At 70.2% G+C, this 11,585-nt stretch carries 12 protein-coding genes and 1 pseudogene; 9 read left to right on the forward strand and 4 right to left on the reverse strand.

The annotated features are described in order from the left end of the window. Together VFF46_RS17365 and VFF46_RS17370 are read left to right on the forward strand one after the other, a co-directional pair. Nucleotides 1–369: PH domain-containing protein (locus VFF46_RS17365; RefSeq protein WP_325038173.1), on the forward strand; the 369-nt coding region annotated here is incomplete at its 5' end. After that, complete coding sequence (locus VFF46_RS17370; RefSeq protein ID WP_325038174.1) at nt 366–1,772, forward strand: PH domain-containing protein; 1,407 nt, start codon at nt 366–368, stop codon at nt 1,770–1,772. The genes VFF46_RS17365 and VFF46_RS17370, both read left to right, overlap by 4 nt. A gap of 101 nt (nt 1,773–1,873) precedes the next feature. Here the strand turns inward: VFF46_RS17370 and VFF46_RS17375 are convergent. Together VFF46_RS17375 and VFF46_RS17380 are read right to left on the reverse strand one after the other, a co-directional pair. Beyond that, nucleotides 1,874–2,518, reverse strand: a pseudogene (locus VFF46_RS17375) (SAM-dependent methyltransferase); the annotation flags it as partial. Beyond that, on the reverse strand, nt 2,515–3,018 hold the full coding sequence (locus tag VFF46_RS17380; RefSeq protein WP_325038175.1) for a 2'-5' RNA ligase family protein: 504 nt from the start codon (nt 3,016–3,018) through the stop codon (nt 2,515–2,517). The gene VFF46_RS17380 and the pseudogene VFF46_RS17375, both read right to left, overlap by 4 nt. Before the next feature lie 140 nt (nt 3,019–3,158). Here VFF46_RS17380 and VFF46_RS17385 point away from each other — a divergent pair, with 140 nt between their 5' ends. The 6 genes from VFF46_RS17385 to VFF46_RS17410 all read left to right on the forward strand — a co-directional run bounded on the left by VFF46_RS17385 (nt 3,159) and on the right by VFF46_RS17410 (nt 8,774). Further along, nucleotides 3,159–4,001 carry a Rossmann-like and DUF2520 domain-containing protein gene (locus tag VFF46_RS17385; RefSeq protein ID WP_325038176.1) on the forward strand — a complete coding sequence of 281 codons (843 nt, stop codon included), beginning with the start codon at nt 3,159–3,161 and terminating at the stop codon, nt 3,999–4,001. Then, nucleotides 3,998–4,825 carry a pantoate--beta-alanine ligase gene (panC, locus tag VFF46_RS17390; RefSeq protein WP_325038177.1) on the forward strand — a complete coding sequence of 276 codons (828 nt, stop codon included), beginning with the start codon at nt 3,998–4,000 and terminating at the stop codon, nt 4,823–4,825. Before VFF46_RS17385 ends, panC begins: the two co-directional genes overlap by 4 nt. 22 nt (nt 4,826–4,847) lie before the next feature. Beyond that, complete coding sequence (locus VFF46_RS17395; protein ID WP_325038178.1) at nt 4,848–6,494, forward strand: L-aspartate oxidase; 1,647 nt, start codon at nt 4,848–4,850, stop codon at nt 6,492–6,494. A 5-nt stretch (nt 6,495–6,499) separates the two neighbouring features. Next, entirely contained in the window at nt 6,500–7,354 is an 855-nt protein-coding gene (gene nadC / locus VFF46_RS17400; RefSeq protein WP_325038179.1) for a carboxylating nicotinate-nucleotide diphosphorylase, read from the forward strand. 82 nt (nt 7,355–7,436) lie between these two features. After that, a complete protein-coding gene (locus VFF46_RS17405; RefSeq protein ID WP_325038180.1) occupies nt 7,437–8,282 on the forward strand; it encodes a type III pantothenate kinase in 846 nt (281 codons plus the stop codon). A gap of 60 nt (nt 8,283–8,342) precedes the next feature. Further along, nucleotides 8,343–8,774: a hypothetical protein gene (locus VFF46_RS17410; protein WP_325038181.1), complete on the forward strand. Its 432-nt coding sequence runs from the start codon at nt 8,343–8,345 to the stop codon at nt 8,772–8,774. 37 nt (nt 8,775–8,811) lie between these two features. Here the strand turns inward: VFF46_RS17410 and VFF46_RS17415 are convergent, their stop codons facing one another. Next, a complete protein-coding gene (locus VFF46_RS17415; protein WP_325038182.1) occupies nt 8,812–9,372 on the reverse strand; it encodes a carboxymuconolactone decarboxylase family protein in 561 nt (186 codons plus the stop codon). A 127-nt stretch (nt 9,373–9,499) separates the two neighbouring features. Here VFF46_RS17415 and VFF46_RS17420 point away from each other — a divergent pair, with 127 nt between their 5' ends. Beyond that, a complete protein-coding gene (locus VFF46_RS17420; protein ID WP_325038183.1) occupies nt 9,500–10,813 on the forward strand; it encodes a hypothetical protein in 1,314 nt (437 codons plus the stop codon). Here VFF46_RS17420 and VFF46_RS17425 read toward each other — a convergent pair. Next, on the reverse strand, nt 10,799–11,461 hold the full coding sequence (locus VFF46_RS17425; protein ID WP_325038184.1) for a DedA family protein: 663 nt from the start codon (nt 11,459–11,461) through the stop codon (nt 10,799–10,801). The two genes, VFF46_RS17420 and VFF46_RS17425, sit on opposite strands and share 15 nt — an antisense overlap. Between the last annotated feature and the right edge of the window lie 124 nt (nt 11,462–11,585).

The following is an 11,585-nucleotide window of genomic DNA, read 5'->3' on the forward strand; positions in this document are numbered from 1 at the left end:
GCGCTCGGGCTGACGGTTGGCTGGCTGTACGGCGTGCTCGCGGTGGTGGTGATCGCCCTGGTCTTCGTCTGGGCGTGGATCCTGATCGGGCGCAACCAGCGGTCCTGGAAGTACGCCGAGCGTGAGGACGAGCTGCTGGTCAGCCACGGGATCATGTTCCGCGAGCTGGTCGTCGTACCGTACGGCCGGATGCAGTTCGTGGACGTCACGGCCGGGCCGCTGGAGCGGGCGTACGGGATGGCCACGGTCGAGCTGCACACGGCGACCCCGGCCACTGACGCGAAGATCCCCGGGTTGCACCCGGACGAGGCCGGGCGGCTGCGTGACCGGTTGTCCGCCCTCGGCCAGTCGCAGGCGTGGGGCCTGTGACCCAGCAGGCTGTGGAGACCGTCGGGGAACGGCTCCACCCACTGACCCCGTTCGTGAAGGGCTGGGGGTACTTCGTCGTCGCCGCCGTCGCCCTGGTCAACAACGAGGGCCTCCGGCAGAACCTGACGTACGCCGGTATCGGCCTGGCTGCCGTACTGGTCGGTGGGATCCTGCTGGGCGCACTGTCCTGGTGGTTCACCAAGTGGCAGCTGACCGGCGACGCGATCCGGGTGGACAGCGGGTTCCTGTTCCGGCGGACGCGGATCATCCGGTTCGACCGGATCCAGGCGATCGACGTGGCGCAGCCGTTCGTCGCGCGGCTGTTCGGGATGGCCGAGCTGCGGATGGACGTGGCCGGCGGCGGCAAGAGCGACGGCAAGCTGAGCTACTTCCGGTACGAGCAGGCGCAGGAGCTGCGTACGACGCTGCTGGTCCGTGCGAAGGGCCAGCAGGCCGCGGAGCAGCAGGCGGCTGATCAGGAGACCGAGGCGCTGACTCCGCCGCTGCTGACCGTGCCGACCGGCCGCTTGCTCGGTGCGACGCTGCTGTCGTCGACCGTGGTCGGTAGCGCCGGCGCCCTGCTCTGGCTGATCGTCGGGACCATGGTGCTGAACTTCCACGTCGGTCTGGTTGCCGGTGTGCCACTGCTGCTCGGTGTGGTGCAGCCGATCTGGAAGCAGGTCGTGGGGAACCACGGGTTCACGCTGTCCGAGACGACACACGGTCTGCGGACCAAGCGCGGGCTGTTCGACGTACAGCGGCAGACGATCCCACCTGGTCGTGTCCAGGGGCTGTTGATCACCGAGCCGCTGATCTGGCGGGCGTTGGGGTGGTCGCGGGTCGAGCTGGACATCGCGGGTGTCGCCGGGCAGAAGGAGGACGGTGAGGACAAGCTGGAGGGCGCGCAGCTGCTGCCGGTCGGTGAGCGGACCGAGGTGGCCTACGTTCTGGCGCAGGTCCTGCCCGGGTTCGACCTGAGCAGCATTGAGATGCACCCGGCTCCGGCACGCGCCAAGTGGCTGCGGCCGATCGGCTGGCGCTACCTGGAGTACGGCGTCGACGCGCAGGTCATGGTCACCCGGCGCGGGTGGGTCAGCCGCCGTACGTCGATCGTGCTGCATCACAAGACGCAGTCGGTGCGGTTGGAGCAGGGGCCGATCCAGCGGCGCCTGCGGCTGGCCAACGTGCACGTGGACACGCCACTTGGTCCTACGGACGCGGTTGCGCTGCACCAGGACCAGCTGGTCGCTGCGGCGCTCGTAGAGGCTCAGGCGGACAGGGCGCGCGCTGCGCGTCGTACGGTCTCAGCTCCGGTCGCGGTCCAGACCCAGCCGAACGCGCCGAGGCCGGACGGGTCCAGTAGCTCGGCTGCTTCACCAGCTGAGGACAGCTCGGACAGGTAGCGCAACGGGTCCTTGTGGGCGAGCTCCAGCGGCGGTCGGCGGGCGGACAGGCCGAGTCCGGTCAGGGCCTCGCGCTGGGAGGTCAGGTGCCCGTCCACGGCAGCTGCGAGTGAGTCGAGAGCTACATGAGCGGTGATGTCGCAGCTGCCGTCGGGCGTCGGATCGCATTCTTGACCACTGCGGAAGCCGGTCAGGGTGCCGTACGGCGGCCTGCTCGCCTTCACGTGTCCGTAGTCGATCGCGAGGGCGAGACTCCCCGGTGTCAGCCGACTGACTACGTCCGACCAGCACTGCTCACGGGCAGTTCCTACCTCGGCCCGTTCTCCGCCTGGCCACCAGCGGTTCAGCCACTGCAGATCGTTGCCTTTGACAACCGGTCCTGGCGTCAGGTCGGCGAGCAGGTAGCGCGGAGTGGCGTCAGAGTCCCACTCGACGACCTCGCACGGGATGTTGTCGAGCCATTCGTTCGCGACGACGAGGCCGCTCAGCCGGTCGGGTAACGGGTCGTCCAGCTCGATCTCGACGACGGACAGTCCGCAGGCTCGCAGTATCTCGCCCAGCTCCCCGGAGCCCGCGCCGACATCGACCACCTGGTCGACCCCGAGCTGCCCGGCCAGCCGGGCGAGGGCCTGGCCGAACAGCGGCGACGCGTGGACCGACGTACGGAAATGGGCAGCTGGCCGCTCCCGGCGGTAGAACCCGCCGGGTCCGTAGAGCGCCTGCTGCCAGGCGTCCCGGAAGGTCATGACAGCTGTACGGCGCCGAACTGGCGCCACACGCCCTCCGCGTTCTCCCGCCACAGGCCAAGCTCGGTCAGCTGAACCGTTGGGGCAGGTGCGGCGGCCAGGGCGGCGTTGGCCTCGGCTACCACCGCAGGGCCGCCCTGGGCGGACGACGAGATGGTCAGGTGCGGCAGCGGGTCCTGGAATTCGCCACCGTACGCCGGGCACTCCGGGAACGCCTCCAGCACAGTCAGGAGCAACGCCCGTACCTGGTCGAACGGCTCCGGCTTCAGCCACGCCGTACCGTTCGGGAACTGGCCCGCGGTCGGAAAGCTCAGCTCGAACGATTGCACGGTGGACACCGCCGTCTGCAGCCGGGCTACGTCGTCGTCAGTGGGCTCGGCGACCCACGGGACCAGCACAGTCACGTGCGGTGGGATCAGCTCGCTCAACGGGACCTGCGGCCGCGCGGACGAGCGGGACACCGACCGCCAGCGGTCCGTGTACGCGGCCAGCTCCGGCACTGTGATCAGGATCGCCGTTAATTCACTACGTGCAGCCCAAGCTTCAGTCACCCCGCCATGCTCCCATCACCCATGCCCTACGCTGGCAGATAGATCGTCTGGTACCCCTCCGTGGGACTGGAACGAGAAGAGAGTGAGTGATGGAACGGATCGGCTTGATCGGAGCCGGCCGGGCCGGGACCGCCCTGGGAGCAGCCTTGGCGGGAGCCGGACATCCCCTGGTCGGAGTGACCGCGCGGTCGGACGCGTCGCTGGAACGCGCCGCGCGACTTCTGCCTGCTGTACCGGTGCTGGCCGCCGACGAGGTCACGGCGCGCGCTGACGTCGTGCTGGTCGCCGTACCGGACGACCGGATCCAGGACGTCGCGCAGACGCTGCCGTTGACCAGTGCGCAGTACGTCGTGCACCTGTCCGGAGCGCACGGCCTGGCGCCGCTGGCTGGGCTGGCTGCGACACCTGTCGCGCTGCATCCGGCCATGACCTTTCCTGGCGGTGCTGTGGAGTTGGACGGCGTCATGTTCACCGCGACCGCGCCTGACGCCGCCCGGGAGCTTGTAGAGCGTCTGGTGAAGGCCCTGGGCGCCCAGGTGCAGTGGGTCGCCGACGACCAGCGGACGACGTACCACGCCGGTCTGGTCCATGGCGCGAACCACCTGACCACCCTGGTCTGCCAAGCCGTCGCCGTACTACGGGAAGCGGGCGTGGCGGACCCGGTGGCAACGCTCCGGCCGTTGCTGACCGCAACTCTCGACAACACGCTCCGATCCGGTCATCATGCGCTCACCGGGCCGATAGCCCGGGGCGATGTCGACACGGTGGCAGCACATCTGGCCGTACTGCGAGGCAGCACGCGCGACAGCTACGCCGAGCTGGCCAGGGCCACGGTGGAGCTGGCGGACCGGCTGGACGCGGAAACGGTCGCTGGATTCACCGAACTACTGAACGGGCACCGGGCAGACCGGACAGGGGAGGCACCGCGATGAGACTCACCCAGACCAAGGCCGAACTGCGGGCGGCGGCCGCGATCCGGCCGCGGGCGGTCGTGATGACCATGGGCGCCCTGCACGACGGCCATGCCGCGTTGCTGACCGAGGCCCGGGAACGGGTCGGTCCGGACGGCAGCGTCGTACTGACGATCTTCGTGAACCCCCTGCAGTTCGGGCCGACCGAGGACTTCGACCGGTACCCGCGGACCCTGGCCAGCGACCTGGCGATCGCGAAGAACGCCGGCGTCGACCTGGTGTTCAACCCGTCCCGCGACGAGCTGTACCCGAACGAGCCGTCGGTCACCGTGCACCCGGGCCCGCTGGCGGACGAGCTCGAGGGCGTGTTCCGGCCGGGCCACTTCTCCGGCGTACTGACGGTGGTCTCGAAGCTGCTGCACCTGACCGCGCCGGACCTCGCGCTGTTCGGCGAGAAGGACTACCAGCAGCTGACGCTGATCCGCGAGATGGTGTGCGACCTCGACATGGACGTCGACGTCGTGCCGGTGCCGACCGTACGGGAGCCGGACGGGCTCGCGCTGTCCTCACGCAACCGCTACCTGAGCGAGACCGAGCGTGACGAGGCGCTGGTGCTGCACCGGGCGTTGAGCGCCGGCGCGAAGGCCGGGATGAACGGCCCGGACGCGGTGCTGGCCGCCGCCCAGGCCGAGCTGGAGGCCGTGCCGTCGGTGAAGATCGACTACCTGGCCCTGCGCGCGCCGGACCTCGGCCCGGTGATCGGCCCGGGGGAGGCCCGGATGCTGATCGCCGCCCGGGTGGGTCTGACCCGTCTCATTGACAACATTTCCATCACCTTGAGATGAATTCGGTTGATACGGTCACCGAATGACCGCACCCGCAGTCCCGCAACGGCTGGTCGCGCCCGAACCCGGCTGGACCGACGCCGTCGACGTGGTGGTGATCGGCTCCGGTGTCGCCGGGCTGACCGCCGCCCTGAAGGCCCGTGAGCTGGGCTCCGTCCTGGTGGTGACCAAGGACGTCGTCGCCTCCGGCTCCACCCAGTGGGCCCAGGGCGGGGTCGCCGCCGCCCTCGACCCGGAGGATTCGCCCGAGGAACACCTGCAGGACACCCTGGTCGCGGGCGCCGGGCTGAGCGACCCCGAGGCGGTCCGCGTCCTGGTCACCGAGGGCCCGGAAGCGGTCCGGGACCTGATCGAGCTGGGCGCCCGCTTCGACACCCTGGCCGACGGCGAGATCTCGCTCGGCCGCGAGGGCGGCCACCACCGGAACCGGATCGCGCACGCCGGCGGCGACGCGACCGGCGCCGAGATCGAGCGGGCCCTGGTCGCCGCGGTCAAGCGCGCGAAGGACATCCGGATCATCGAGCACGCCCTGGTGCTGGACCTGCTGACCGCCGAGGACGGCGCGATCGCGGGCGTCACCCTGCACGTGATGGGCGAGGGCCAGCTGGACGGCGTCGGCGCGATCCGGGCCCGGGCAGTGATCCTGGCCTCCGGCGGACTCGGACAGTTGTACGCGGCAACGACCAACCCGAGCGTGTCGACCGGCGACGGGATGGCGCTGGCGCTGCGCGCCGGGGCGAAGGTCCGGGACCTGGAGTTCATCCAGTTCCACCCCACCGTGCTGTGGCTGGGCAAGAGCGCGAAAGGCCAGCAGCCGTTGGTCTCCGAGGCGGTCCGCGGTGAGGGCGCGTTCCTCGTCGACCACACCGGAAAGCGTTTTATGCAAGGGCAGCACGAGCTCGCCGACCTGGCGCCGCGGGACATCGTGGCGAAGGCGATCATGCGCCAGATGCTTGCCACCGGCAAGGATCATGTGTACCTGGACGCCCGGCACTTCGGCGACGAGAAGTGGCGGGTCCGGTTCCCGACCATCCTGGCGTCCTGCCGGTCGCACGGCATCGACCCGGTCCGCGAGCTCATCCCGGTCGCCCCCGCCTGCCACTACTCGTCCGGCGGTGTCTGGACCGACCTGTTCGGACAGACCTCGGTGCCCGGGCTGTACGCCTGCGGTGAGGTCGCCTGCACCGGCGTGCACGGCGCGAACCGGCTCGCCTCGAACTCGCTGCTCGAAGGGCTGGTGTTCGCCCGCCGGATCGCCGCGCACCTTGCGGACGGCCTGCCGGACCAGCGCGAGCCGGTCGAGGACCGCCGTACGCCGGGACTCGTCGACGCGGACGCCGTACCCGAGCTGCAGCGGGCGATGACGGTCGGCGCCGGCGTGATCCGGAGCGCCGCCGGACTGGCCGAGGCGGGTGCGATTCTCGGCAAGCTGACCGAGCAGCCGGCCGCCGAGCCCGGTACGCCCGGCTGGGAGGCGACCAACCTGGTGACGGTCGCGTCCGCGCTGCTCGCGGCCGCGACGGCCCGCGAGGAGAGCCGCGGCGCGCACTGGCGCGAGGACCACCCGGATCGCGATGATCTGCACTGGTTCGGCAGCCTGGACGTCACGCTCGACGCCCACGCTGTGCCGCAAGCCACATTCGTCCCGCGTGAATCCCGAGGAGAATGAGCGCCATGGATGAGACTGTCGACCGGCAATGGGTCGGTGACCTCGTGCGGGCCACCATCGAGGAGGACCTGGCCGGGGGCGTCGACGTGACGACCACGGCCACCGTCGACCCGGACCAGGTGTCGGTCGCCGAGCTGGTCGCCCGGGCGGACGGGGTGGTGGCCGGGCTGGAGATCGCCGAGCTGGTGCTCCGCCAGGTCGCGGCGCCGGACGCGCTCGAGCTCGAGTACTCGGTTCGCGACGGCGCCGTCGTGCGCGCGGGCGACGTACTGCTGACGGCCCGCGGCAAGACCCGGCAGCTGCTGACCGCGGAGCGTACGACGCTGAATCTGCTCTGCCACCTGAGCGGCGTCGCCACGCTGACCCGGCGCTGGGTGGACGCGGTCGCGGGCACCGGCGCGGTCGTCCGCGACACCCGCAAGACGATGCCGCTGCTGCGGTCGCTGGAGAAGTACGCCGTCCGCTGCGGCGGCGGGAGGAACCACCGGATGGGGCTGTCCGACGCCGCGCTGATCAAGGACAACCACGTGGTCGCGGCCGGTGGTGTCGCGGAGGCGTTCCGGCTGGTACGCAAGGCGTTCCCGGACATCTCGATCGAGGTCGAGGTGGACTCGGTCGAGGACGCGCTGATCGCGGTCGAGTCCGGCGCGGAGCTGATCCTGCTCGACAACATGGACGTCCCGCTGCTCCGCGAGGCCGTCGAGAAGGTGGCCGGCCGCGCCCGCCTGGAGGCCTCCGGCGGCCTGACCCTCGACAAGGCCCGCGAGGTCGCCGAGACCGGCGTCGACTTCCTCGCCGTCGGTGCCCTCACCCACTCCGCCCCGGTGCTCGACATCGGTCTGGACCTGCGAGAGATCTGATGTTGCGAGGACGGATCCCGCACTCCCACGCCTACTGCGCGGCACTCGGCGGGCACCTCGCCGAGCTGGAGCGAAGGGCACGATGAACCACATCGAACCCTCCGCTCCAGCTCACCGAGGCACTCCGCCGAGCACCTGCTCGCTACGGCGTGGGAGTGAGGGATCCGTCCTGGCCGTCGCCGTCGAGAACACCAGGTCGTTGGTCGGGCTGGTGTTCGAGGGTGCGGTCAAGCGGCACTGGTGGGTCGGGACCGATGCCCGGCGGACCGCGGACGAGTGGGCCGTGCTGTTGCAGGGGCTGCTCGCGGGCGAGGCGCCGGTGAGCGGGATCGCGGTGTGTTCCGCCGTACCGCATGTCCTGCACGAGCTGCGGGACGTCGTCGCGCGGTACTACCAGGACGTGCCGAGCGTGGTCGTCGAGCCCGGGGTGAAGACCGGGCTGCCGGTGCTGGTCGACAACCCGCGCGAGGTCGGCACCGACCGGATCGCGAACGCGCTCGGGGCGGTGACGCTGTACGGCGCGCCCTGCCTGGTGGTGGACGTCGGTACGGCGATCACGATCGACGTGGTGAACCCGGCCGGCGCGTTCATCGGCGGAGTGATTGCCCCAGGCATCGAAACCGCGACCGACGCGCTCGGCCGGGCAGCCGCCCAGCTGCGCCGGGTGGAGCTGGTCCGGCCGCGATCGGTGGTCGCGAAGAACACCGTCGAGGCCCTGCAGTCCGGCGCGATCCACGGCTTCGCAGCGCTCGTCGACGGCCTGATCGCGCGGATCCGGACCGAACAGTCGCTTGCCGACGACGCCCCGGTCGTCCTCACCGGAGCGCTCGCACCACTGCTCGACGGCCAGCTGCACACCCGTACCCGCAACGAACCGCTACTGCCTCTGCGCGGTCTGTATCAGGCCTTCGCCCGCAATTCCGGATAAACCTCTTGTGCCCTTGAGATGATCGGGATCACTATGTAGGCAGCTGCATTGGGGGGAACCATGAGAGCTGCTTATCGAGTGCTGGCCGGTCTCGTCGCGATCGGCGTGGTGTTGCAGGCGATGTTCATCGCATGGGGATTCTTCACGGTGGGCAAGAACATCGACGGCGGGGCGGTGTTCGACAAGAACACCACTGATCCCAGCGGACTGTCGCTGCACGGCATCTTCGGGACGACGATCATCCCGATCGTCGCGTTGCTGCTGCTGATCGTCTCGTTCTTCGCGCACGTCCAGGGCGGTGTCAAATGGGCGCTGTACGTCGTCGGACTCCTCGTACTGCAGATCGCGCTCGCGTTCGCGTCGTTCGGCGCGCCGGTGGTCGGCCTGCTGCACGGGCTGAACGCGTTCGCCCTGGCGGCGGTGGCGGGCCTGGCGGCCCGGCGCGCGGCGGGCGCCGACCAACCGGTCGCCGGCACGAAGACCACCGTCTAGATGCCGTTGGCAACAAAACTGGCCGGCCGGCGGGCAATCAGCCCGAGTAGATCGGGCGGCCGACGGTGAGCGCTGTTCGGAGTGCGTCGGGTAGGGCGTTGAACACGGAGTCCGGCTGGGTGCCGGTGGCGTCGAGGGTCTTGGAGAAGAAGGCGCGGGCGGCCGCGGCGAGGGCGACGTCGAGTACGTCGGCGTCGGTCAGGCCGACCGCCTTCAGCTCGTCGACGTCCGCCTGCGTGACGGTGTCGGCGCCCAGCGCGACCTGACGCGCGAACGCCATCACCGCACGGTCGACCGGGTCGTTCGCCGGCTCGGCGGCCAGGGCCGCAACCTCCTCGGCGGTGTAGAACTTGTCCGCCAGTACCTCCCCGTGCGCGAGGCTGCAGTAGCTGGACTTGAGCGCGGTCGCCGCGGCCAGCGTGGCGAGTTCGTAGCGGCGCAGGTCCATCGATTGTTTGATTGCGCCGTTCAGCTGTTTCCACGCTTCGTACACGGCAGGGCGCGCAGCGAAGGTGTGGACGAAGTTGGGCACGTGCCCGGCTGCTGCCCGGTTCGCCTCGAAGAATGCGGCATCGTCGGGCGTGCTGATGAAAGCCATCGCGATTCCCCCTCTGTGGCTTCTCTCACGGTAGGTCCGGCATACCGATCCGGCAACGGGTGTGGTCCGTGGACACCGGGTACTGGGTATGGTTCACCCGGTCAGTCGTGAGGCGGAGGTGGTCGGAGTGCGGCGTGGGATCGGGAGACGCGCCCTGGCCGTAGCGCTGGCGGTAGTGGTGGGGGCGTCCTGCCTGACTGCCTGTGCCTCGGACCCGGCGCCGACCGACGTCGCGGTGGCCTGGGCGCCGAACGGCCGCCCGGCGGTCGTGGTGACCTGGAAGGACACCGGCCGGCCGAACCGGATCACGATCGAGGGCGTGCTCAGCGAGAGCCCGTCGTACGTCAAGTACATCCCGGCCGGCGACCCGAACCGGTGGGAGATCCCGACCGCGGAGTTCCCGCCCGACGGGAACTACCGGGTCGTGGTGGCCACCGGTACGTCGCAGGGCGGCGTGACCAGCAAGCCGTCCAAGTCGCCGGTCTTCGACACCGACGGGCCGGTGCGCCCGAGCGGGGCGACCGTGGCACAGCAGGGCCGCGGGGTGCTGATCCGCTGGTCGGTGCCGGTCGCGCCGCAGGACTTCACGCCGAACGACCCGCTGGACTCCCACGGCAAGAAGACCCAGCGGTACGTGCCGATGATCGGCCGCCCGGGTCAGATGCTGAAGGCGATCGGCCCGGCGACCACCGCGAACCAGCAGCTGATCAAGAGCATCAAACCGCCGTACGTCTTCCAGCTCCGCGCCCAGAACGAGTGGAGCGCCCGCACCGGCGGCGAAGTCCTCGGGCTGACCAGCACGATCAGCGGCGTGGTCCCGCCGAAGGCGCAGTACGGCGTCTCGATCCGGGCCCGTGGACGGGTCATCCTGCAGCAGGTCTCGTGCGACCTCGAGTCGCCGTGCATCACCCAGCGTGCGACACCGGCCGGCGTACCGGTCGTGGTCCTGACGCAGGTCACGCCCGACGCCCGCTGGACCCCGGCGGCCCGTGGCGCGACGACCGCGGGCGGGTACTACGACATCGCCGTACCGACGTCCGGGAGCCGGCCGTACAAGATCAGCGTGCCGGTGACGGCCAAGGGCGGATCGTTCACGGGTACGTCGACCAGCAGGCCGGGGTACACCAAGACCGTCGTGCGGATCACGTCCGCCGGGTTCGCGGGCGGTGACACCGCGGTCAAGCACGGCTCGACGGTGACCGTGTCGGTGGCGGTGCAGCCGGCCATGAACACGACCGCGATGCTGCAGGCCTGGAACCGGCAGACCCGGCGGTGGATGCCCGCGAAGGCACTGGCGATGCGGAGCGGGCGGGCCGCGCTGGCGTTCAAGGCCGCGCAGCCGGGGGACTTCGTCTACCGGATCGTGGTGCCGGGCGGGATGATGTTCGGCCGGCCGATGGACGGGATCACCACGCCCGGGCTGCAGCTACACGTCCGCTGACTCGACGGCGGCCGTCTCCGCGGCGGACGCCTGCTCGCGACGGCGCTTGCGGACCTTGTGTACGACGTACAGCCCGACCGCGACCACCGCGACCGCGATCAGCGCGCCGACCGAGACCCGGCCGAAGATCTTGTCGGCGTTGTCGCCGATCTTGTACGCGACGACGCCGATCGTGGTCGCCCAGGCGATCCCGCCGGCCGCGTTCGCGGCCAGGAACCGCGGGTAGTGCATCCGCAGCATGCCGGCCATCGGGCCCGCGAAGATCCGCAGCAGCGCGACGAACCGGCCGAAGAACACCGTCCAGACGCCGTACTTGTGGAAGTACTTCTCCGCCCGGGCGATCCGGTCCTCGGAGAAGTGGTGGAACCGCCGGCCGAGCCGCTCGAACAGGCTGCGGCCCGCCTTCCGGCCGATGAAGTACCCGATCGAGTCGCCGACGATCGCGCCCAGCGCGGCCGCCAGGATGACGAACTCGATCTTCAGGTGGTGCTGGGAGGCGAGCAGCGCGGCCGCGATCAGCGTCGTCTCACCCGGCAGCGGCACCCCCATGCTCTCCACACCGATGACGAGTCCGACCACGAGGTACGCCAGTACGGCGACGCCGGTCGGGATGGCGATGGCCTGAGCGAGCAGCAGAGGTTCCCCCATGTACCCATAGTGACATCGGGGGGCAACCGATTAGGTGCGGGGGCAACTATCTCGGGGTGATTTCAGGGTTGTGCCCGTTCTCCGAGGGAACCTTCGGGGTCTCGGTCTCGCCGCTGAACGCCTT

The sequence above is a fragment of the Kribbella sp. genome, assembly GCF_035655035.1.
In the GTDB taxonomy this organism is placed as follows: domain Bacteria; phylum Actinomycetota; class Actinomycetes; order Propionibacteriales; family Kribbellaceae; genus Kribbella.